The organism is Bacteroides difficilis (genome assembly GCF_048319815.1).
Lineage (GTDB): Bacteria > Bacteroidota > Bacteroidia > Bacteroidales > Bacteroidaceae > Bacteroides > Bacteroides zhangwenhongii.
In genome coordinates this window covers 2526696-2551060 of sequence record NZ_CP182814.1, presented here as the reverse complement: position 1 = coordinate 2551060, position 24365 = coordinate 2526696, and the positions used below count along the sequence as shown (strand labels likewise).

The following is a 24365-nucleotide window of genomic DNA, read 5'->3' as shown; positions in this document are numbered from 1 at the left end:
ATCTATAATAAAAAACAAGTTATGAAGATAAACAAGTTATTATTTACCACAACACTGACAGCATTGGCATTAACAGCCTGCTCTCCGAAAGAAGCCAACTCAGATTCTGAGATAGAGAACAAAGTAGAAGCCTTACTGGATAAGATGACTTTAGAGGAAAAGCTAGGGCAGATGAATCAGTTGAGTCCGTGGGATCCTAACGAACTGGCAAACAAAGTTCGTAATGGAGAAATAGGTTCCATATTGAATTATATGAATCCCGAAGAAGTGAATAAAATACAGAAAATCGCAATGGAAGAGTCACGGTTAGGTATCCCCCTACTAGTGTCCCGCGATGTAATTCACGGTTACAAGACCATCTTCCCTATTCCATTGGGACAGGCAGCCACATTCAATCCTCAGATAGTAGAAAACGGAGCACGTGTAGCTGCCATAGAAGCTTCAGCAGATGGTATCCGTTGGACTTTTGCCCCCATGATAGATATATCACGTGACCCTCGTTGGGGACGCATAGCCGAAAGTTGCGGTGAAGATCCCTACTTGACTTCCGTAATGGGAGTAGCTATGATTAAAGGGTTTCAAGGAGATTCGCTGAACAGTCCGACTTCAATGGCGGCATGTGCCAAGCACTTTGTAGCTTATGGTGCATCCGAAGGCGGTAAGGACTATAATTCTACATTTATCCCCGAAAGAGTACTGCGCAATGTATATCTACCTCCGTTCAAAGCTGCGGTAGACGCTGGTTGTGCCACTTTCATGACTTCGTTCAACGATAACGACGGTGTACCGTCTACGGCAAATAAATTTGTATTGAAAGATATATTGCGCGATGAATGGAAATATGACGGTATGGTAGTAACCGATTGGGCTTCGGCTGCCGAAATGATCAATCACGGTTTCTGTGCAGATGGCAAGGAAGCTGCCGAGAAATCGGTAAATGCAGGCGTTGACATGGATATGGTGAGTGAAACGTTCATCAAAAACCTCAAGCAGTCTTTAGCAGAGAATAAGGTTTCCATAGAATCAATAGACGACGCCGTACGGAATATTCTCCGTCTGAAATACCGAATGGGCTTGTTTGAAAATCCGTATATTGTTACACCACAGAATGTGAAATATGCGGAAGAGCACTTGAAAATAGCAAAAGAAGCGGTAGAGCAATCCGTTATTCTCCTGAAGAATGACACACAAACATTACCGCTTACAAACAAAATCCGTACTGTAGCGGTAGTAGGTCCGATGGCTGACGCACCCTATGAACAGATGGGAACATGGGTGTTCGACGGTGAAAAAGACCATACTCAAACACCTCTCAAAGCTATCAGAGAAATGTATGGCGATCAGGTTAACGTAATTTTCGAACCTGCACTCGGTTATAGCCGTGACAAAAACCTAAACGGTATCGCCAAAGCCGTAAACGCGGCACGCCACGCAGATGTAGTCCTTGCTTTTGTCGGTGAAGAAGCAATACTTTCGGGTGAGGCCCATTCTTTGGCAAACCTAAATCTTCAGGGAGCACAGAGCCAACTGATACAAGCACTGTCCACTACCGGCAAACCATTAGTAACCATAGTGATGGCAGGACGCCAACTTACAATCGCTGATGAAGTTGAAGCTTCGGATGCAGTTCTTTATGCGTTCCATCCGGGCACTATGGGAGGACCTGCCATTGCCGACATCCTTTTCGGAAAGGTTAATCCAAGCGCAAAGACTCCGGTTACATTCCCCCGTATGACAGGTCAGGTACCTATATATTATGCTCACAACAGCACAGGTCGCCCGGCCAACCCGAAAGAAATGCTCATTGATGAAATCCCTGTCGAAGCGGGGCAAACATCTATTGGCTGCCGTTCCTTCTATCTCGATGCCGGGGCTTCTCCCTTGTATCCGTTCGGCTACGGATTGTCTTACACTACCTTTGAATATAGCAATCTGAAGTTGACTTCCGACAAACTTGCTATTAACGGCGAGATATCAGTCACGGTAGATCTAAAGAATACAGGAAAGTATGACGGCACGGAAGTAGTACAACTTTACATTCAGGACAAGGTAGGCTCTGTAACCCGTCCGGTAAAGGAACTGAAGGCTTTTCAACGTGTAGAACTCAAAGCCGGAGAATCAAAGAATGTTTCATTCTCTCTGCCTGTTTCAGAACTGGCTTTCTGGGGCTATAATATGACTTACAACGTAGAACCGGGAGATTTCAAATTATGGGTAGGAACAAACAGCGCTGAAGGTTTATCTGCCGACTTTACCATATCGGCTTTATAAACAATCCTCAAAGAACATAAAAACATAAATAATAAAAAGAAGGTGTGTCAAAATGCACACCTTCTTTTTTTATGGACAAAGCCCCGACTTTCACAAGCTGGGGCTTTGTTATTACCTAAAGATTTTGTATCTTTAAGCATACAAATTTAACTATGTCAAAGATACATTATCGTCCTTACATTCCCAATCAAACAGTGCTATTTCCTCAAAGAATTGATGAGGATATTGCAGAAAACGATCCGGTGCGCATGGTTGACGCTCTGGTTGAAAGTTTGAATCTTGAAAGTTTCAGGAAGTTATATAAAGAATGCGGTCGCAGCCCTTACCATCCCAAGATGATGCTCAAGGTCATTCTGTATGCCTACATGAACAACATCTACTCCTGCCGGAAAATAGAGAAGCTCCTTCATCGTGACATTCATTATATCTGGCTGGCCGGGTATGAGAAACCGGATTTCATTACCATCAACCGTTTCCGCAACCGGGTGAAGAAGGAAATCAACGAGGTTTTTACCCAAACCGTACTTCTGCTCTCTTGCAAGGGCTTCATCAGTCTGAATGTGGAATACATTGACGGAACAAAGATTGAGTCCAAGTCCAACAAGTACACTTTCGTCTGGAGAAAAACGGTTGAGCGGAACCGTGAACGCCTAATGAAGAAGATACACGTTCTGTTAGGGCAGATAGACGATGTCATCGCCCAGGAGAAATCATCGGAAAGTAATGAGGAAGTTGAATTCACTCCGGCTATGCTGACCGAAATGGCGAGAGAGTTGCGTCATGCACTTGAACAGGTTCCGGAGTCTTCCACCAAAGAGGAAAAGACTGAGCTGAAAAAGAAACGCAAACAACTGAAGGAGTTGGAAGAACACAGAGATAAACTGCAGGAATACGACAACCATCTGGACACTCTGCAGAACCGGAACTCCTATTCCAAAACAGACAAGGACGCTACTTTTATGAGAATGAAGGAAGATGCCATGCGCAATGGTCAGACGAAGCCCGGTTACAATCTTCAGATCGGTACCGAGAACCAGTTCATTACTGATTTTGCACTCTTCCCGAACCCTACGGATACACTGACCATGATACCTTTCCTAAAATCCTTTTCAGACAGATATGACAGGACAGCGCATACGGTGGTTGCCGATTCAGGCTATGGTTCTGAGGAAAACTACCGCTTCATGTCAGAAAACGGCATGGAAGCCTACGTCAAATACAACTACTTCCATATGGAACAGCGGCCGAGATTCAAACCGGATCCGTTCAAGGCGGAAAACTTCTACTACAATGAAGAACATGACTATTGTATCTGCCCCATGGGACAAAGGATGCAGAGGATAGGAACCGGACATCAGAAAACGGCATCCGGATATGTAAGTGAAAATGCCAGGTACAGAGCTATCAGGTGTGAAGGCTGTCCGCTAAGATGCCGATGTTTTAAAGCAAAAGGAAACAGGACGATAGAACTGAATCACAGGCTCAGAAGATACAAGCAAAAAGCCAAAGAGCTGCTCTGTTCAGAGGAAGGGCTGAAACATAGAGAACAAAGATGTATAGAACCGGAAGCTGTGTTCGGACAAATAAAATACAATATGAACTACAAACGTTTCCGTCATTTTGGAAAGGATAAGGTTTTCATGGACTTTTGCTTCTTTGCCATTGCCTTCAATATAAAAAAGATGTGTGCGAAAATGAAAGAAGAAGGTATAAACTGGCTGATTAAACTGTTTCATGAGCTTACAGCTGCTCTATTTGGATGCTGGGAACACATAAACCGAAGTAATAGTCAAAATATCGCTGCTTAAAGAAGACTAACTGATTTTTATAGCTAACGAAAAAAAAGAAGGTGCATCGTGCATTACGACACACCCCCTTCTGTTTATTTAGAAATACTTTTTATTATTTCTTTCCTTCCAACTGTTCTTTCAATGCAGCAAGAGCGTCGATATCGCCCAGCGTAGTTGAAGCAGCCTGGTTCTGGATCATCGGAGAATCTTCTCTCTTGTTGCTAGAAGATGACTTCTTAGCACCAGAAGCAGCTTTCTTTTCTGCTCTTTCTTCAGCCTTAGCTACATCTTCGAAGATACGGCTGTGAGACAGGATGATTCTCTTAGCGTCTTTGTTGAACTCGATCACTTTGAATTCAAGTTTCTCATCCAACTGTGCTTGTGAGCCGTCTTCTTTTACAAGGTGTTTCGGAGTTGCGAAACCTTCTACACCGTAAGGAAGAGCTACAACAGCACCCTTATCCAACATTTCGATGATTGTACCTTCGTGTACAGAACCTACAGTGAACACAGTTTCGAATACATCCCAAGGATTTTCTTCGAGTTGTTTGTGGCCAAGGCTCAAACGACGGTTTTCTTTGTCGATTTCCAATACCTGAACTTCGATGTCAGCACCAATCTGAGTAAATTCTGACGGGTGTTTTACTTTCTTAGTCCAAGAAAGGTCAGAGATGTGGATCAAGCCGTCAACACCTTCTTCGATTTCTACGAATACACCGAAGTTAGTGAAGTTACGAACTTTTGCAGTATGCTTAGAACCTACAGGATACTTTTCTTCGATAGTTTCCCATGGATCTTGTTTCAGTTGTTTGATACCCAAAGACATCTTACGTTCTTCGCGGTCAAGTGTCAGCACAACAGCTTCTACTTCGTCGCCTACCTTCATGAAATCCTGTGCAGAACGCAGGTGTTGGCTCCAAGACATTTCTGAAACGTGGATCAAACCTTCTACGCCCGGAGCAATTTCGATGAATGCACCGTAGTCAGCCATAACAACCACTTTACCTTTCACCTTGTCACCTACCTTCAAGTCAGTGTCAAGAGCATCCCATGGGTGCGGAGTCAGTTGTTTCAAGCCAAGAGCGATACGTTTCTTTTCGTCATCGAAGTCAAGGATAACAACGTTGAGCTTCTGATCCAGTTCAACCACTTCTTTCGGATCGCTAACACGTCCCCAAGAAAGGTCAGTGATGTGGATCAAACCGTCTACGCCACCAAGGTCGATGAATACACCGTAAGATGTGATATTTTTAACAGTTCCTTCAAGAACCTGTCCTTTTTCAAGTTTACCGATAATTTCTTTCTTCTGTTGTTCCAGTTCAGCTTCGATAAGAGCCTTGTGAGATACAACAACGTTTTTGAATTCCTGGTTGATTTTAACCACTTTGAATTCCATTGTTTTGCCAACGAATACATCATAGTCGCGGATCGGTTTAACGTCGATCTGAGAACCCGGCAAGAATGCTTCGATTCCGAATACGTCTACGATCATACCACCCTTAGTGCGGCACTTGATGTAACCCTTGATAATTTCTTCATTTTCCAGAGCAGCGTTAACGCGATCCCAAGAACGAGTAGCGCGGGCTTTTCTGTGTGACAGAACGAGCTGTCCTTTTTTGTCTTCCTGATTTTCGATGTATACTTCTACTGTATCACCGATCTTCAGATCCGGATTGTAACGGAACTCATTCAATGGGATGATACCGTCTGATTTGTAACCGATGTTCACAACTACTTCACGCTTGTTCATTGCGATTACGGTTCCGTCAACAACCTCACGGTCGTTCACTTTGTTAAGCGTACCGTCGTAAGCTTTTTCCAGTTCATCGTGGCTAACGTTGGTTACTGTTTCGCCATTTTCATAAGCATCCCAGTTGAAATCTTCAATAGGAGCTACGTTCTTTAAGTTTTCCATTAATAAATAAATTGTTTAATACTTTAATTAAATAAGACATTATATTATCTATAAATCGGGCGCAAAGGTAGGAATATTTTCTTGATTGACAAAAGAATGGCAGAAGAAAAGAGAATTATATCCGTATTTTTTGTAATATTGCAATCTTTAATTTATACAGTTTTTGCCATGGACGAGAGATTGGACAAAGTCAAGGTGCAATGCGACTATTTACCGCTTATTAATTTTGCGATACAACAAAACGGTGCATCAATCATTCATCAGCTTTCTATTGAGAATACAACGCCTGCCCCGCTGAAGGACATTCAGGTACAAATCACGACAGAACCGACTTTCGGAAACGCTGCTCCGATAGCTGTGGCACAGATTCCGCCCAATGAATCGATATGCCTGTCGTCATTCAATCTCACTTTGTCCGCCAACTATTTCACACAGCTGACCGAACGTTTATCCGGCAATCTGAAAATTGAAATTACTTCCGAAGCAGAATCCGTATTCTGCCAAACCTACCCTATCGACATTCTGGCATACGACCAATGGGGAGGGCTCAATGTATTGCCCGAAATGCTTGCCGCTTTCATCACCCCCAATCATACAGCCATTGTGCCGATCATCAAGAGAGCCGCTTCCATCCTGGGACAATGGACTGACAATCCGTCCCTCGACGAATATCAAAGCCGCACTCCGGACCGGGTAAGGAAACAGATGGCCGCCATCTACACGGCTATCACGGAACAACAGATTATATACAGCACCATCCCCGCCAGCTTCGAGGAATATGGGCAACGTGTACGGCTAGCCGACTCCGTGATGGCACAAAAACTGGGAACCTGTCTGGATATGGCTTTACTCTATGCTTCCTGTCTGGAAGCAATCGGGCTGAATGCTCTCATTATCATCACTCAAGGGCATGCTTTTGCTGGAGCCTGGCTAGTGCCGGAGACTTTTCCGGATCCTACCATTGACGATGTTTCCCTGTTAACCAAACGGACTGCCGAAGGAATCTACGACATTACTTTAGTTGAAACGACCTGCATGAACATGGGACATTCGTCCGATTTCGACGATGCAGTGAAGAAAGCGAACGGAAAGCTGACGGATGGAAACAGTTTCATTCTTGCCATAGATGTGAAAAGAGCGAGACATTCGGGCATCCGTCCCATCCCCCAACGCATTCTGCACGGGCAGGTATGGGAAGTAGAAGAAAAGGAGACCGACATTCAAAGAAGTGCCGTTCATGCCACTCCGCAAAGTATCAATCCGTATGATTTATCGGGCAATGAAACCCAGACCGTGATTACCAAACAACTGTTATGGGAAAGACGGTTGCTGGATTTAAGCCTGCGCAACAACTTGCTGAATATCCGGATTACCAAAAACACGCTCCAACTCATCCCGGCTAATCTATCCTGTCTGGAAGATGCATTGGCCGACGGAGAAGAATTCCGCATCCTTCACCGCCCTGCCGATTGGGAAAGTCCGGCGATGGACTTCGGGATTTATTCCTCCATACCGGAGTCTGATCCCATGGTTGGTTTCATCAACTCGGAACTTTCACAGAAAAGGTTACGTTTCTATCTGCCCGAAAACGATTTAGGTAAGGCACTGACTCACTTATACCGCTCTTCGCGTACTTCTATCGAAGAGAATGGAGCCAACACGCTCTATCTGGCTCTCGGACTTTTGAAATGGTATGAGACACCTTCCAGCGAACGCCCCCGATATGCCCCCATCTTGCTATTACCGGTTGAAATTATCCGCAAATCGGCAGCCAAAGGTTACGTAATCCGTTCCCGGGAAGAAGAAACAATGATGAACATCACCTTATTGGAAATGCTTCGCCAAAACTTCGGAATCGCCATATCAGGATTGGACCCGTTGCCTACCGACGAAAGCGGCGTAAACGTCAAGCTGATCTATTCCATTATCCGCAACAGCATTAAGAACCAGCGTAAATGGGACGTGGAAGAGCAAGCGATTCTGGGTATCTTCTCTTTCAACAAGTTCATCATGTGGAATGACATTCACAACAATGCCAACAAACTGGTTCAGAACAAGATTGTGTCCAGCCTCATCAACGGAAAGATAGAATGGGAAGCCGCCACAGAGGAAATAGATGCAACGGATATGGACAAACAAGTGTCGCCCGCAGACATTGTATTACCCATCATCGCCGATTCTTCGCAACTGGAAGCTATCTACGAAGCCGTACACGACAAGACTTTCATCCTGCACGGCCCTCCGGGAACAGGAAAATCGCAAACGATTACCAATATCATCGCCAACGCGCTTTACAAAGGAAAACGTGTTTTATTTGTAGCGGAAAAGATGGCTGCCCTCTCCGTTGTGCAAAACAGGCTGGCAGCTATCGGCCTGGCTCCGTTCTGTCTGGAAATTCATTCCAACAAGACAAAGAAATCCGCCGTTATCTCGCAACTGAAAGAAACTACGGAAATTATCAGGCAGACACCTCCCGAAGAATTCAGAAAGGAAGCGGAACGCCTGCTGAATTTACGGGCGGAATTGAATCAATATATCGAAGCCCTGCATAAAGAATACCCGTTCGGAGTTTCATTATACGACGCCATTATTCATTATCAATCCGTGGACGTCGAATCTTGTTTTGATATTCCACAAGCTTATCTGGATACATTAGATAAAGACACATTTGCCCAATGGGAAGATGCCATCGAGCTGCTAGTCCGGACGGCCAATGCGTGTGGACATCCTTACCAGCATCCATTAACCGGTATCTCGATTACCGAATATTCATCAGCCGTTAAGGAGGAATCCTCCCTACTGCTCACCGGATTTATCGACCTGTTGACCACCATCCGGCAGAAGCTGGATGTATTCTCCATACTTCTAAAAGATACGGATATACACCCTACACGCAAGGATTTCCAGACAATCGCCCACATCATCCGGAGAATACTCGACATTCCGGAACTGACTCCCGGATTGCTGACTTTGCCGTTGCTCAACGAAACACTGAATGAATACCGGGAAGTAGTGGTTCACGGACGGAAACGGGATGAACAAAGGAAAGAGATAGAAACCGGATTCACCCAAGAAATCCTGTCCATCAACGCAAAGCAGATGTTAGCCGAATGGAACCGGGTATCCGGTCAATGGTTCCTTCCCAGATATTTCGGACAGCGGAAAATCAGAAAGGCAATCAACGTATATGCTTTAAAAACGATTGAAACAGAAGATATCAAACCTCTGCTCCACCGCATTATCCGGTATCAGGAAGAAGCAGAAGCCGTCCGGAAATACATCGGACAACTTCCCTCCCTATTCGGACGCCCCGGCAAGAACGAGGATTGGAACACCATTGAGCAGATAATCGACGACATGGCTTCCCTTCATTCGCATTTGTTGAACTACGCAAAAGACATCGCCAAAGTTTCGCAAATCAAGCAGAATTTGTCCGTACAACTCACTGAAGGAATTCAAACATTCAGAGACATTCATGCTCATTCTTTCAACGAACTGTATCAGCTCGCAGATACACTCACAGCCACCGAAAAGAAATTGTCCGGCATGCTGGGTATCTCGATCGAAGAACTTTATACCGATTCAGCCGACTGGATAACGATTGCCTTGTCAAAAGCCCGAACCTGGAAAGAGAACCTCGACAAGCTCAAGGACTGGTATCAGTGGCTACAAGCCTACCAAACCCTGCATAGTCTGGGAATAGGATTTATCGCAACGGAATATAAGGAAAAGAATATTCCTACCGGCCAACTTACAGACAGCTTCCGCAAGAGTTTCTATCAGGCGGCTATCCGGTATATCATCGCCAAAGAGCCGACTCTGGAATTATTCAACGGCAAGATATTCAATGACATCATTGCTAAATACAAACAAATATCCGCCAAATTCGAAGAAACGACGCAAAGAGAATTATTTGCCCGGTTGGCCTCCAACATTCCGTCTTTCACTCATGAAGCCATCCAAAGTTCCGAAGTGGGTATCCTTCAAAAGAATATCCGCAACAATGCCCGCGGCATATCTATTCGCAAGCTGTTCGACCAGATCCCCACTTTGTTGTCGCGTATGTGCCCATGTATGCTGATGAGTCCTCTTTCCGTCGCTCAATTCATCGATACGGACGCTGATAAATTTGATTTGATTGTCTTTGATGAAGCCTCACAGATGCCTACTTATGAAGCGGTGGGTGCCATTGCACGGGGTAAAAACGTCATTATCGTAGGCGACCCGAAACAAATGCCTCCTACCAGTTTCTTCTCGGTCAACACCATTGATGAAGACAACATTGAAATGGAAGATTTAGAGAGTATCCTTGACGACTGTCTTGCTCTGTCTATCCCTTCCAAATATTTATTATGGCACTACCGAAGCAAACATGAGAGCCTCATCGCTTTCAGCAACTCCGAATATTACGATAACAAACTGATGACTTTCCCCTCACCGGACAACATTGAATCGAAAGTCAGGATAGTCAACATCAACGGTTACTATGATAAAGGCAAGTCGCGCCAGAACCGGGCGGAAGCTCAAGCTGTGGTGGACGAAATAGCCAGAAGATTGAGAAGCGAGGAATTAAGAAAGAAAAGTATCGGTGTAGTCACTTTCAGCATTGTCCAACAAGCCTTGATAGAAGACTTATTATCTGACCTCTTTATCTTTTATCCCGAACTGGAAACTCTTGCGCTGGAATGCGACGAACCGTTATTTATCAAGAACCTGGAGAATGTGCAGGGAGACGAACGCGATGTTATTCTCTTCTCTGTGGGCTATGGCCCGGATGCAGAAGGGCGCGTCAGCATGAATTTCGGACCACTGAACCGGGCAGGCGGCGAAAGAAGATTGAATGTAGCCGTTTCCCGTGCCCGGTATGAGATGATTATCTATTCCACCCTAAGGTCGGATATGATCGACCTGAACCGGACTTCTTCTATTGGAGTAGCCGGACTAAAACGTTTCCTCGAATATGCGGAGAAGGGAACCCGAAGCACCATCAGCAGTGTGCCAAGACAACTGTCGGAAACAACAGCCTCCATCGAAACGATCATTGCCGACAGACTGCGCTCATTGGGTTACACCGTGCATACAGACATCGGTTGCTCCGGATACAAAATAGACATAGGTATCGTCGACACCGAAAATACCTCTAACTATCAGTTAGGTATTATCTGCGACGGCAAAAACTACAAACGTACCAAGACCGCACGTGACCGGGAAATTGTGCAGAATAATGTATTGAAAGCACTCGGATGGGACATCTACCGGATATGGACAATGGACTGGTGGGAAAAGCCGGACGAAGTAATGGCAACTATCCAAGAGGCTATCGCCCGGAAAAAGAGTTCAAAGGTCGGCTCAATGGCAGCAGCCGAAATCAATTCTACTCCGACAGAAGTGACAGCACCTGCACCGACGGCACAGATAACCAACAATGAGATTTCATTCGTGCTCAAGGCATCGCCTGTTGCTCCTGAAAAGCAAGCAGCTTCCGTTCTTTCTACGCAAAACCGGATAGAACAAAAGTACAAGTTTGCAAAGATTACCCCATACAATTATTCACCGGAAGACTTTTTCTTTACGGACAGTTACTCTATCCTCCTCTCCCAAATACGGAAGATTATGGAAAGCGAGGCGCCAATCAGTAAATCTCTGCTCTGTAAGAAAATCCTGTCCGAATGGGGAATCAGCCGCTTGGGAACACGGGTAGAGGCACAGATAGAAACAGCACTCGACACATTGAATATCTATCGCACAGAATACGAAGGACTTGTCTTCTGCTGGAACGACAAAGAGCAATGCGCTTCCTATTCAATCTATCGCCCGGTTTCCGACCGGGAAGCGACAGACATACCACCTGAAGAAATAGCCAATGCCATCCGGCAACTATTGACCGACTCCATCAGCCTGCCTGCGGCAGATTTGATAAAAGCATGCGCACAACAGTTCGGCTTTGCCCGTATGGGATCGAACATAGACGCTGCCATGCAAAGAGGTATTCGCGAAGCTGTGAAAAGGAATTACGCCAAGATAGAAAATGAACAGGTAACGATTGCCAATTAGATTAATACCCTTTCTCCAAATATTTCAAACGGTTAATAGAATCGGATACATACGCATTGTCCGGTTCTATTGACCGCCAATAACAAAGTTCTCCAATCAGCCGTTTCAGATAAACAGGATCACTCGAGCCAATCCGGCGCTGATGTTCCGCCAGGCCTTTCGTCAGGATAAAATAGACATTCTTCCGGATCTCTCTCTTTCTGGCTTTAGGGATTGTCAGTTTCGCACCGGAAGAGACAGATACTCCTGTAATAATCTTCCTGCCATACTCATTGATAAAACGGGTCTTCTTATGATTCGGTTCGAATTTCTCATCACGGATGATTTGCTTGATCCAGGGAATAATTTGTTCTTTGGGGAACACATCTCCCGAAAAAGTCAGGTCGTCGGCATAGCGGGTATAAGTCAGTCCGTATTCCGCTGCCAATGCAGCCAATTTCTTGTCCATCTCATACCCCACGATATTGCTTAACGCCGGACTTGTAGGCGCTCCCTGCGGCAAGTGCCTGTACAAGCAGCACAACACTCCCAATACTTTAGACACATTTTCCGGATAACCGATCTTCTCAAATGTCTTTTTCACCCTCCGACTCCGTATCGAAAAGAAAAAATCATGAATATCCATTTTCAAGACATACCGCTTTCCCAGATGGGGACTGGCATTATCAACCACAGAATGACCGCTCCGGAAACCTACTGCCGCCGGATGAATCATTGTCACAGATGATAATATTCGAGAATTAATAGTGGTTTGAATAGATTGTAATTCTTTGTCAGGAGCAGAAATCATCCGATAACCTCCCTTTCTTTTTCTCATCCAGAACTCCCGGTAATGTTCGGAAACATCCCGTAGAATTTCCTTCAACCGTGCCGTTTCCACTCCCAACAAGTTGGCGCACCAAACAACAGCCGATTCATCAAACTTTTGAACATACTGCGCTCTCGGAACAGTTCCCCCCAAAGCATGCCTAAGCCAGGCTCCGTGTTCCCATTTTACCTTAGTAGTCTTTTCTTCCTTACCACTGCTTGTTGCTTTCCATCTTTTATACCCCTCCTGTTTCCTGCTTGAGGAAATCATCTTATAAACCAGGAAAGCGGTGATAACAATGATCGTTATTAAAATTCCGTCCATTTTGTATATGCATATAAAAAAGAGAGAAGAGAGGATGAGTTATTTACTAAAATAAATTTAGGTATTTATACCTTAGAATTTATTTTCTAGGAAAATACCTGTGCTTATGAGGCGACTACACCTCTTTGATGCTAAATTCTGCCCTCATCCTCTCTTATACAAAAGTATATAGAAAAATCAAGTTTTTCTATACCGGCGTAATAAAAAGCCAAGGCCAGTGTAAAAAACTCTGCCTTACACCTCGTGTAATTGATGTAAATGTCTATATTTAAGGAGTGTAACTTAAAAAAAATAAATATGGACAGAAACAGAACGGTGGCTGGCCTTGACATTCACAAAGATACAATTTATTTGTGTGTGATGAGCCACAACGAGACCATTATTTTTGAAAATGTTTATGGAACATTGACTCCTGAATTACAACTTATGTGCTCCGACATGATTTCTTATGGAGTGACAGAAGCCGCAATGGAAAGTACTGCGACTTATTGGGTACCGGTATGGAATGCCTTGTGCGACAGCATGTCGCTCAAACTGGTAAATCCTTATTTCATAAAGCAGCTTCCCGGTCGCAAAAGCGATGTGAAAGACGCCCAATGGATAGCGGAATGCCTGCTGAAGCAGCTGATTCGAGGGAGTTTTGTTCCGGATAAGACAGTGCAGGATATGCGCAAGTACAACCGTCGCATTTTTGACCTGAACGAAGACATGACTTACAACACCAATAAGCTAGACGCTGCCTTGCAACGCTGTGGTTTTCGGTTGAGCAACTATGTTTCGCGGATCAAGGGGAAAAGCTACCGGAAGTGCATCAAAGCAATAATAGATGGGGTGACAGATCCTGATAAGTTGGTGAAACTGATTCATGGAAGAACTATACGAAAATTCGGGAATGACACCCTGAAATCCGCCGTAACCGGAAACTTTCACCAAGCGGACATATGTCTGATAAGGCAATACACAGAGTTTATAAACATGATTGAACGGCAAATCGAAGAATGCAAGAATGCCCTCATTACAATGTGCAAGGAATATTTTCCAAAACCATTCAAACGGTTGCAGAGCATACCCGGTGTTAGTGAACGCGCGGCTTCGGCTATAATTGCGGAAACTGGGGCTGACATGAAGCCATTTGAAAAAGCGACAAATCTTGTAGGCTGGTGTGGGCTAAAGCCACGTAATGACGTAAGTAACAATAAAGTAAAAAGCAATAGGACTACACATGGGAATAGATTCCTACGCCAGATATTAATTGAAATATCCTGGGTCGCATCAAGAACCAGAAACTGCTTTTTCTCAAACTTCAGCTACGTACAATGCACACAACGGCATAAGAACAAGATGAAAATACAAGTGGCAATCGCTCGAAAAGTATTAGTCGCAGTATGGCACATGTTGACTAAAGATGAGGACTTTATAGATGTCTACATCAGGCGTCTTGAAAAGGAAGAACAATGGATAAATGAAATCCGGACATTAGAATCGTTAGTGGTCAAATAGACCATTCCGATAGACCTCTATAGACAACATAATTATCTTTGTGCTGCCACATGAGCGCGTTTACAAAATTATTGCATCTATAGAGGAATTGGACACCGGCGTAGTCCTTTTTAGGCTGAAGAGGAAAGTAACAAACTTTATTGGTTCAGACGACAAAAGACTTGTCGCCTAAGCTGGTTTATGTGCCAGGAGACAGAATATAAGCATAATTGATTCTATACACATGGCGAATATTCAAATATGGTAGCTGAGGGGAACTTTACTTTTTAGAGGAATGATCGTTATTAAAATTCCGTCCATTTTGTATATGCATATAAAAAAGAGAGAAGAGAGGATGAGTTATTTACTAAAATAAATTTAGGTATTTATACCTTAGAATTTATTTTCTAGGAAAATACCTGTGCTTATGAGGCGACTACACCTCTTTGATGCTAAATTCTGCCCTCATCCTCTCTTATACAAAAGTATATAGAAAAATCAAGTTTTTCTATACCGGCGTAATAAAAAGCCAAGGCCAGTGTAAAAAACTCTGCCTTACACCTCGTGTAATTGATGTAAATGTCTATATTTAAGGAGTGTAACTTAAAAAAAATAAATATGGACAGAAACAGAACGGTGGCTGGCCTTGACATTCACAAAGATACAATTTATTTGTGTGTGATGAGCCACAACGAGACCATTATTTTTGAAAATGTTTATGGAACATTGACTCCTGAATTACAACTTATGTGCTCCGACATGATTTCTTATGGAGTGACAGAAGCCGCAATGGAAAGTACTGCGACTTATTGGGTACCGGTATGGAATGCCTTGTGCGACAGCATGTCGCTCAAACTGGTAAATCCTTATTTCATAAAGCAGCTTCCCGGTCGCAAAAGCGATGTGAAAGACGCCCAATGGATAGCGGAATGCCTGCTGAAGCAGCTGATTCGAGGGAGTTTTGTTCCGGATAAGACAGTGCAGGATATGCGCAAGTACAACCGTCGCATTTTTGACCTGAACGAAGACATGACTTACAACACCAATAAGCTAGACGCTGCCTTGCAACGCTGTGGTTTTCGGTTGAGCAACTATGTTTCGCGGATCAAGGGGAAAAGCTACCGGAAGTGCATCAAAGCAATAATAGATGGGGTGACAGATCCTGATAAGTTGGTGAAACTGATTCATGGAAGAACTATACGAAAATTCGGGAATGACACCCTGAAATCCGCCGTAACCGGAAACTTTCACCAAGCGGACATATGTCTGATAAGGCAATACACAGAGTTTATAAACATGATTGAACGGCAAATCGAAGAATGCAAGAATGCCCTCATTACAATGTGCAAGGAATATTTTCCAAAACCATTCAAACGGTTGCAGAGCATACCCGGTGTTAGTGAACGCGCGGCTTCGGCTATAATTGCGGAAACTGGGGCTGACATGAAGCCATTTGAAAAAGCGACAAATCTTGTAGGCTGGTGTGGGCTAAAGCCACGTAATGACGTAAGTAACAATAAAGTAAAAAGCAATAGGACTACACATGGGAATAGATTCCTACGCCAGATATTAATTGAAATATCCTGGGTCGCATCAAGAACCAGAAACTGCTTTTTCTCAAACTTCAGCTACGTACAATGCACACAACGGCATAAGAACAAGATGAAAATACAAGTGGCAATCGCTCGAAAAGTATTAGTCGCAGTATGGCACATGTTGACTAAAGATGAGGACTTTATAGATGTCTACATCAGGCGTCTTGAAAAGGAAGAACAATGGATAAATGAAATCCGGACATTAGAATCGTTAGTGGTCAAATAGACCATTCCGATAGACCTCTATAGACAACATAATTATCTTTGTGCTGCCACATGAGCGCGTTTACAAAATTATTGCATCTATAGAGGAATTGGACACCGGCGTAGTCCTTTTTAGGCTGAAGAGGAAAGTAACAAACTTTATTGGTTCAGACGACAAAAGACTTGTCGCCTAAGCTGGTTTATGTGCCAGGAGACAGAATATAAGCATAATTGATTCTATACACATGGCGAATATTCAAATATGGTAGCTGAGGGGAACTTTACTTTTTAGAGGAAAGATAACTAAAATCTTTCGATAAAACAACCGGAACGAAGAAAACTATCGGTTGAACAACTCAAACGTGAACTTACAGCCTATTCCTCCAAATTTCCAGTTTTCGCTGCTCACAAAAACTCCAAAATCAAAGATATGCGTACCAATGCCATACCCTACTTCCAGATAAGGCTGAAGGTGCGGCATAGTGAGCGCACCGACATAAATGCGTTCATTCTGCACATAACGGGTGTACTTCATCAGATGTCTCAATATAAGGAACGGGGCTTCGTAAGTAAAATGCCCGCGCACATACCGGCGGGAAGAGTTGTACCAGCGTCCGTCAAGCACTTGGAATACTCCGCCGATTTCGTCATTCCAACCTACGGGAAGATTGTGACGGGAAAAATTGGCAAAGTCAACAAAATATAACTCATCCTGATTAGTAAACGCTCCGAAGCCGAAACGATAATAAATATTACGCATCAATCCCAAACGGATTTGATGCTGGAGATCAAATTCTATTCTTTCGTATTCGCCCGTACTCTTGAATACGCCTTTGATTCCCCGTTCATAATCAACCGAGAAAGTAGGATACAATGAACGCAGGTTTATCTTCCGCTTCCCGTTCATATAATAATAGAGTCCCGGTGTCCATTCCACCCGGACACGAGGGGCGAAACTTATATAAGTATTCTTGAATTTGTCCATAAACTCCGGAGGAGGCATCGGATAATCACCGGTTATCACAAAACGTGAAGGTTCTACGGCAGTTCTCTTATGGGCAGAGAAACCGACACTGACATCCAATCCATTGACAACCTCGACTGTATGGCGGAAATTGAAATACAAGTCCTTGAAATAATCAAGATGAATCAAGTTGAAATTGAATATACTGTCCGGCATGGCTTTCAGTTCATCCAGCACCTTACTGCTATAAATTCGGTTACCATTCCCCACATTCAAGCGGACAAATCCCCGTTTCTGCGGCCAGTACTCAAAATCTGCGTTCAATGACCAATAAAACTCCTTACGTGTGAAATTATATCCGAGTTTAGGAACAATACGGAGCAGTTTATCTCCCCTGAAAAGACGGTTATAACGAAAATCCTGCCGATATGACAAGCCATTGCTTCCACTATAACTGAACAATAGAGGATTAATGAATGGAGAAAAACGTACACTTCCGATATTAGCCAGGTTGAATTTATAGTCCTCTACCATCAAGTCACCCATCGTTCCCCAGAAAGCCTGACTTTTGGATGGCTTATGCGTTGTCGCCGTGTCACGCCTGAGCAGGTAATCACGGTAGAGTTTCTTCTCACTCTCACTCAATGGAATAGGACGCATGACAGCAAAGGTCGAAGCATCCGTCTTGTAAGCATTCGTATCACACTGCAAGGAGAATGATTCCGACAAGTTATACTTTTTCTTTTCTTTCTTGCGTACTTTCTTTTCTTTCAGTTCAATCGATTTATAATTCAAAGAAGCGGTATAATTGCCATCCACCCTATTTCCGAGAAACTTGAAAAGTGCCTCCACATTGTAACGGACCGGCAAAAATTCATCTTTCTTACCCACCTCTCCCATCTTAATCCAACATGTAAATGTTATCAGCTCCGACCGTCCCGAAAAACGTATTTCCCGGACACTCCAGACATTACTGCTGACAACCATATAACCGCCGACCAACTGATCGCTTTTTGTCCGAGGGATAAAGCGTATCCGGTAATCGAGATTATTGGGATCTCCCATCACACTATCTATCTGATATTTATAATATTTCTGTCCGTTCTTGGCAAGCGGCGACAGCAACCGTTCATCATTCAGCAGCGAAGACGAATAGATATTGACGCTGAAATATTCAAGCAAACCCGGCAGTCCTCTGTTTCCCCGCACAGTACCTTGATAGGCTTTTACTTTTTGATCGTAAATATTAGGAGCCGTATAATGAAGATCACTGTAAGTTTCGAGCAAATATTCGCGTACACCTTTCTGCAGACGGAACATAGAGGGCACATAGCGAAGAATAAAATTCTTTTTCTGGATATCCATTTTACCTTTTATATATAGGCTGGCACGATAATCACTGACGATCGTTTCATACAAAGGGGCAAAGGTCATGACACGCTCTATGATGGAATCAGCGGAGATCTCCTGACGCGTATACGGATTCATTACATAATCGTGAGCCGTTCCTTTTGAAGTAAAAAAGAACAAGCCCAATATGCATACTATCAATATTTTATATCTCAATCGTCGTATCTCCTTCATTAACGGAGACAAATATAAAAAAGAATATCGAAAAGCAAGAAGAGTTAGACACTAAAAAGAGTTATCAAAAGAAAACCTTCGCATGGCATAAATACATAACTGCATCGGAAATAAACAGATTTGTGTCCGAACAGCTCATATTTTCTATGCTCCCTCTTGCTTTTTACTGATTAATTTCGTATCTTTAGTGATTTCCATCCTTTCAAATATAGATGGTCATCTTGCATAATGACTAATGTCACGTTATAAGCAGACTAATGTCACGTTACAATGTGACATTGGTCACCATGTAAGGGGACCACTACTCGGGTGCATAAACTATTATAGTTTTTTGCACTGCAATTTCAAATTCCCTGCACAGAATAACCTTAAAGACTACGAATCATCACCGGACGAATCAAACTAAAGGAGTATAACCCTAAGAAGGGGGTATACTTCTAAAAACACATCTATTTTTAAAAATACCCCCTCTAAAATAGGGGTACTTTCAGAAAAAACATATATTTTTGCGCCATCAACCGATAAAAAGAAGACCATTTATGTCTAAAATGAGATTTTTTGCATTACAAGAACTTTCCAACCGGAAACCTTTGGAAGTGACTGCTCCTTCCAACAAACTTTCTGATTATTATGGCAGCCATGTGTTCGATCGCAAAAAGATGCAGGAGTATCTTCCCAAAGAAGCCTATAAAGCTGTCATCGATGCCATCGAAAAAGGTACACCTATCAGCCGCGAAGTGGCAGACCTCGTTGCCAACGGCATGAAAAGCTGGGCAAAGTCACTCAACGTCACACACTACACGCACTGGTTCCAACCCTTGACGGACGGAACAGCCGAAAAGCATGACGGCTTTATCGAATTCGGAGAAGACGGTGGAGTAATTGAACGTTTTTCGGGAAAATTGCTGATCCAACAAGAACCCGATGCTTCCTCTTTCCCTAACGGTGGTATCCGCAATACTTTCGAGGCACGCGGTTACACAGCATGGGATGTTTCTTCACCTGCATTCGTAGTAGATACGACTCTCTGTATCCCGACCATCTTCATCTCTTATACAGGAGAGGCGCTGGACTACAAGACTCCGCTACTGAAAGCACTAGCCGCTGTAGATAAAGCTGCAACGGAAGTCTGCCAGTTATTCGACAAGAATATTACACGTGTATATACGAATCTGGGATGGGAACAGGAATATTTCCTTGTGGACTCTTCCTTATATAATGCGCGCCCCGATCTTTGCCTGACAGGACGGACTCTGATGGGACATTCTTCCGCCAAAGACCAACAACTGGAAGACCATTACTTCGGTTCTATTCCTCCACGTGTCACTGCCTTTATGAAGGAACTCGAAATTGAATGCCATAAACTGGGGATTCCCGCCAAAACCCGTCACAACGAAGTAGCTCCCAATCAATTCGAGTTGGCTCCTATCTTCGAAAACTGTAATCTGGCGAACGACCACAACCAGCTCGTCATGGATTTGATGAAACGAATCGCCCGCAAACATCACTTCAACGTACTTTTGCACGAGAAACCTTATAACGGGGTCAATGGTTCCGGCAAGCATAACAACTGGTCTCTTTGCACCGACACAGGTATCAACCTGTTTGCTCCGGGAAAGAATCCGAAAGGGAATATGTTATTCCTGACTTTCCTCGTCAACGTATTGATGATGGTCTATAAGAACCAAAACCTGCTGCGCGCCTCCATCATGAGTGCCAGCAACAGCCACCGTCTGGGGGCCAACGAAGCTCCTCCCGCCATCCTGTCCTGCTTTTTGGGTTCACAACTCTCCGCCACTCTCGACGAAATTGTCCGCCAAGTAGGAAACGATAAAATGACACCGGAAGAAAAGACTACACTGAAACTGGGTATCGGACGTATTCCTGAGATTTTGCTCGATACAACCGACCGCAACCGTACTTCTCCTTTCGCTTTCACCGGAAACCGTTTCGAATTCCGCGCCGCAGGTTCTTCTTCCAACTGCGCTGCCGCAATGATAGCTATCAACGCTGCCATGGCAAATCAATTGAACGAATTCCGTGCATCGGTAGAGAAACTGATGGAAGACGGAGTAGGAAAAGACGAAGCCATCTTCCGGTTGCTGAAAGAAACAATCATCGCTTCCGAACCAATCCGTTTCGAAGGCGACGGTTACTCCGAAGAATGGAAACAGGAAGCTGCGCGACGCGGACTGACCAATATTTGCCACGTTCCGGAAGCATTGATGCATTACGTCGACAATCAGTCTAAATCGGTGCTTATCGGCGAACGTATCTTTAACGAAACCGAATTGAACAGCCGTCTGGAGGTGGAACTGGAAAAATATACCATGAAGGTTCAGATTGAAGGCCGCGTATTGGGTGACCTTGCTATCAACCACATCGTACCGACCGCGGTTGCCTATCAGAACCGTTTGCTTGAAAACCTTCGCGGACTGAAAGAAATATTTCCGGCTGAAGAATACGAAGTACTGAGTGCCGACCGCAAAGAACTGATCCGTGAGATTTCGCACCGGGTGACTTCCATTAAAGTATTGGTTCGCGAAATGACTGAGGCACGAAAAGTTGCCAACCACATGGACAACTACAAAGATAGAGCCTTTGCATACGAAGAAAAGGTACGCCCATATCTTGACCAGATTCGCGACCACATCGACCACTTGGAGATGGAAGTAGATGATGAAATATGGCCATTGCCTAAATACAGGGAATTGTTATTTACCAAATAAAACGTCCGTAAGATTGCACGAAAGCTCTCACTTTTGTGCAATCTTTTTATAGATTCGTTCATTTTTTCATTTTTTATTTCTACTTTTGTGCTGTATAACACAGTTTTGTAGCACTCATGGTAAAAATGAATATGTCAGACATCGATATTTCGGAACCGTTATCCGATATGTTAGCTCCTCTAAACAATGAACAAAAGGAGTTTCTGATGAATAATTATACGATTCAAACCTACAAAAAAAATGAAACCATTTACTGTGAAGGAGAAACGCCATCGCATCTAATGTGTCTTATCAATGGTAAAGTCAAAATCTTCAAAGATGGTGTAGGAGGTAGAAGTCAGATTATTCGTATGATTAAGCCACACGAATATTTTGCATATCGTGCTTATTTTGCCAAAGAGGATTTTGTTACTGCCGCAGCAGCTTTCGAACCTTCTGTTGTTTGCTTGATTCCCATGAGTGCCATCATGACTTTAGTTGCCCAGAACAATGACTTGGCCATGTTCTTTATCCGCCAGCTTTCCATCGATCTCGGCATTTCTGACGAACGAACCGTCAGCCTGACACAAAAACACATTCGAGGACGTTTGGCCGAATCTTTGATCTTCTTGAAAGAAAGTTATGGATTGGAAGAAGACGGCTCTACTTTGAGCATTTATCTTTCACGCGAGGATCTGGCAAATCTATCAAATATGACTACTTCGAATGCCATCCGCACACTGTCGCAATTCGCTACGGAACGGCTGATTACAATCGACGGAAGAAAGATCAAAATCATCGAAGAAGAAAAGCTGAAGAAAATAAGTAAGATTGGTTAAGAGTGTTCCTACACCAATCACTCCACCTTAAAAGTGAACATACATATAGAAAATATAATTGCAGACATAAAACGTGGCAACAAACAGGCTTTCAAAAAGCTATTTGATGACTACTACCCTATTCTTTGTGTTTTCTCCAACCATTATATCGAAGACAAAGAAGTTTGCAAAGATATTGCACAAGATGTATTATTAGCTTATTGGGAACGAAAAGAAGATTTCAATGACATTCTGAAAGTAAAAAGCTTTCTTTATACCGTTACCCGAAACAAATGTTTGAATCATCTCAAACACGAACAATTAGACATCCCTATTTTCTCCGGCCAAGAAGAGTTTGATAATGGTTTCGAAGCTACCATCATTGAACAGGAAACGTTCCGCATAGTTCGCAAAGCGGTAGAAGAATTGCCTACTCAGATGCGGAATATCATCTTATACTCAATGAAAGGGTTAAAAAACCATGAGATTGCTGACAAATTGCAAATTTCAGAAGGGACTGTCCATACGTTAAAAAAAATCGCCTATCGCAAACTTCGTGAAAACCTTAAAGGCATAAGCTACACCTTATTACTATTTTTATGCAAATAAAGTAACTTTTTGATTACCCCGTTTTTTCGATTGGATTGTTTTACTTATATAACAAATCGAAAAAACGATGAATTCATTCAAAGAAAAATTTAAAATTGCAAAAATCTTAGCTTCCTTATTTACTCATTCGTCTACCCCCGAAGAGGAAAAGATGTATAAAGAATGGATAGAGGGACATCCAGAAAATAGTGAACTCGGAACCCGGATTCTCAATCAAGAGAACTACGAACGCAACAACCGATTATTGCAACAATTTCCACCTCACAACGCCTGGAAACGGATCAAACCCTTATTAGACAACCGGCAAATCAAAATTCGTCCAACATGGGCACGTGCCTCAAAATACGCCGCCGTTATCTTATTTATTCTGTTACCTACTTTTCTCCTTATATATAATAAGGTGACGGAAAAATCCATTAGCGAGATAACACCAGGCGTCCACGATGGAGAAGTAACTCTAAGCAACGGCAATACATTCAAGCTATCCGACCATTCGCTTCCCGAAGGAGCTGTCAAGGTATTTACTATCGACACCGAGGGAATTAACTACCAGACTCCATCTAACAAGCCACAGGTAAAAGAGATGAGAAACACGCTCCGTACCCTGCATGGCATGGAATGTCACATCACCCTTTCGGACGGAACAAACGTACACCTCAATGCACAAACTCGTCTCACCTACCCGATATGTTTCAGCGGAAAAGAACGTATTGTAGAGGTAGAAGGAGAGGCCTACTTCAATGTAGCTACAGACAAGGAACACCCCTTTATCATACAGACTCCACACAACATGGTCAAGGTGACCGGCACTTCTTTCAACATACGTGCCTATGACGATGAACCGGAAGAGAGTGTCACTTTAGTAAATGGAAGCGTCACCATCAATCATGAAGGCGAAGAGTATCCACTGGCACCGTGCCAGCATTTTGTTTACGACAAGAACAGTAGTCAAACCTCCATTCGTAATGTCAACACAGAGTTATACACCAGTTGGGAATCGGGAGCATTCTTCTTTATCAATAAGCCGCTCGAAGAAGTGTTCGCTTATCTGTCCAAATGGTACGGGTTCCGTTACTCGTTCCGCGATGAAGCTGCCGGAAAAGTAAAGATCGGTGCTTATCTCAACCGTTATAAAAACATGAATCCCATTATTGACATGATTGAGGATTTAAATCTGGTAAGAATCAGTCAAAAGGATGATACACTTTACATCACCACGAAATAATACAACTAACATCAATC

12 protein-coding genes are annotated in these 24365 nt (G+C 43.5%); 9 read left to right on the top strand and 3 right to left on the bottom strand.

The window, feature by feature from the left end; genetic code table 11:
- Positions 1–21 precede the first annotated feature (21 nt).
- Together bglX and ACNOGP_RS09330 are read left to right on the top strand one after the other, a co-directional pair.
- Positions 22–2271 (top strand): beta-glucosidase BglX, encoded by a 2250-nt coding sequence (gene bglX, locus ACNOGP_RS09335; RefSeq protein WP_418214629.1) that lies wholly within the window; start codon positions 22–24, stop codon positions 2269–2271.
- Positions 2272–2423: 152 nt separating this feature from the next.
- On the top strand, positions 2424–4079 hold the full coding sequence (locus ACNOGP_RS09330) for an IS1182 family transposase (protein WP_418212848.1): 1656 nt from the start codon (positions 2424–2426) through the stop codon (positions 4077–4079).
- Positions 4080–4173: 94 nt separating this feature from the next.
- Here the strand turns inward: ACNOGP_RS09330 and rpsA are convergent, their stop codons facing one another.
- Entirely contained in the window at positions 4174–5976 is a 1803-nt protein-coding gene (rpsA, locus tag ACNOGP_RS09325; RefSeq protein ID WP_004301842.1) for a 30S ribosomal protein S1, read from the bottom strand.
- 96 nt (positions 5977–6072) lie between these two features.
- Here rpsA and ACNOGP_RS09320 point away from each other — a divergent pair, with 96 nt between their 5' ends.
- A complete protein-coding gene (locus tag ACNOGP_RS09320; RefSeq protein ID WP_418214628.1) occupies positions 6073–12030 on the top strand; it encodes a DUF3320 domain-containing protein in 5958 nt (1985 codons plus the stop codon).
- 1 nt (position 12031) lies between these two features.
- Here ACNOGP_RS09320 and ACNOGP_RS09315 read toward each other — a convergent pair whose 3' ends face one another.
- The gene (locus tag ACNOGP_RS09315; protein WP_418214627.1) at positions 12032–13162 is read right to left on the bottom strand and encodes a retron St85 family RNA-directed DNA polymerase; all 1131 of its coding nucleotides are present in this window, start codon (positions 13160–13162) and stop codon (positions 12032–12034) included.
- 297 nt (positions 13163–13459) lie between these two features.
- Here ACNOGP_RS09315 and ACNOGP_RS09310 point away from each other — a divergent pair, with 297 nt between their 5' ends.
- The gene (locus ACNOGP_RS09310) at positions 13460–14662 is read left to right on the top strand and encodes an IS110 family transposase (RefSeq protein WP_418214626.1); all 1203 of its coding nucleotides are present in this window, start codon (positions 13460–13462) and stop codon (positions 14660–14662) included.
- 597 nt (positions 14663–15259) lie between these two features.
- Positions 15260–16462 (top strand): IS110 family transposase, encoded by a 1203-nt coding sequence (locus ACNOGP_RS09305; RefSeq protein ID WP_418214626.1) that lies wholly within the window; start codon positions 15260–15262, stop codon positions 16460–16462.
- A 318-nt stretch (positions 16463–16780) separates the two neighbouring features.
- Here the strand turns inward: ACNOGP_RS09305 and ACNOGP_RS09300 are convergent, their stop codons facing one another.
- The gene (locus tag ACNOGP_RS09300; RefSeq protein WP_182505752.1) at positions 16781–18988 is read right to left on the bottom strand and encodes a DUF5686 family protein; all 2208 of its coding nucleotides are present in this window, start codon (positions 18986–18988) and stop codon (positions 16781–16783) included.
- Positions 18989–19527: 539 nt separating this feature from the next.
- Here ACNOGP_RS09300 and ACNOGP_RS09295 point away from each other — a divergent pair.
- The 4 genes from ACNOGP_RS09295 to ACNOGP_RS09280 all read left to right on the top strand — a co-directional run bounded on the left by ACNOGP_RS09295 (position 19528) and on the right by ACNOGP_RS09280 (position 24348).
- Positions 19528–21717, top strand: coding sequence for a glutamine synthetase III (locus ACNOGP_RS09295; RefSeq protein WP_055278443.1), 2190 nt, complete (start codon positions 19528–19530; stop codon positions 21715–21717).
- 116 nt (positions 21718–21833) lie between these two features.
- A complete protein-coding gene (locus tag ACNOGP_RS09290; protein WP_143865401.1) occupies positions 21834–22535 on the top strand; it encodes a Crp/Fnr family transcriptional regulator in 702 nt (233 codons plus the stop codon).
- Between the two features lie 33 nt (positions 22536–22568).
- Positions 22569–23123, top strand: a complete 555-nt coding sequence (locus tag ACNOGP_RS09285) for an RNA polymerase sigma-70 factor (protein ID WP_007765204.1) — start codon at positions 22569–22571, stop codon at positions 23121–23123.
- Between the two features lie 67 nt (positions 23124–23190).
- Positions 23191–24348: a FecR family protein gene (locus ACNOGP_RS09280; RefSeq protein ID WP_418214625.1), complete on the top strand. Its 1158-nt coding sequence runs from the start codon at positions 23191–23193 to the stop codon at positions 24346–24348.
- Positions 24349–24365 lie beyond the last annotated feature (17 nt).

What these genes read in the sequence shown, in the direction of transcription:
- ACNOGP_RS09330 (WP_418212848.1), top strand. Translation starts at nt 2,424, where the DNA reads ATGTCAAAGATACATTATCGTCCTTACATTCCCAATCAAACAGTGCTA.
- ACNOGP_RS09290 (WP_143865401.1), top strand. Translation starts at nt 21,834, where the DNA reads ATGGTAAAAATGAATATGTCAGACATCGATATTTCGGAACCGTTATCC.
- rpsA (WP_004301842.1), bottom strand. Translation starts at nt 5,976, where the DNA reads ATGGAAAACTTAAAGAACGTAGCTCCTATTGAAGATTTCAACTGGGAT.
- ACNOGP_RS09320 (WP_418214628.1), top strand. Translation starts at nt 6,073, where the DNA reads ATGGCAGAAGAAAAGAGAATTATATCCGTATTTTTTGTAATATTGCAA.
- ACNOGP_RS09295 (WP_055278443.1), top strand. Translation starts at nt 19,528, where the DNA reads ATGTCTAAAATGAGATTTTTTGCATTACAAGAACTTTCCAACCGGAAA.
- ACNOGP_RS09300 (WP_182505752.1), bottom strand. Translation starts at nt 18,988, where the DNA reads ATGAAGGAGATACGACGATTGAGATATAAAATATTGATAGTATGCATA.
- ACNOGP_RS09305 (WP_418214626.1), top strand. Translation starts at nt 15,260, where the DNA reads ATGGACAGAAACAGAACGGTGGCTGGCCTTGACATTCACAAAGATACA.
- ACNOGP_RS09315 (WP_418214627.1), bottom strand. Translation starts at nt 13,162, where the DNA reads ATGGACGGAATTTTAATAACGATCATTGTTATCACCGCTTTCCTGGTT.
- bglX (WP_418214629.1), top strand. Translation starts at nt 22, where the DNA reads ATGAAGATAAACAAGTTATTATTTACCACAACACTGACAGCATTGGCA.
- ACNOGP_RS09280 (WP_418214625.1), top strand. Translation starts at nt 23,191, where the DNA reads ATGAATTCATTCAAAGAAAAATTTAAAATTGCAAAAATCTTAGCTTCC.
- ACNOGP_RS09310 (WP_418214626.1), top strand. Translation starts at nt 13,460, where the DNA reads ATGGACAGAAACAGAACGGTGGCTGGCCTTGACATTCACAAAGATACA.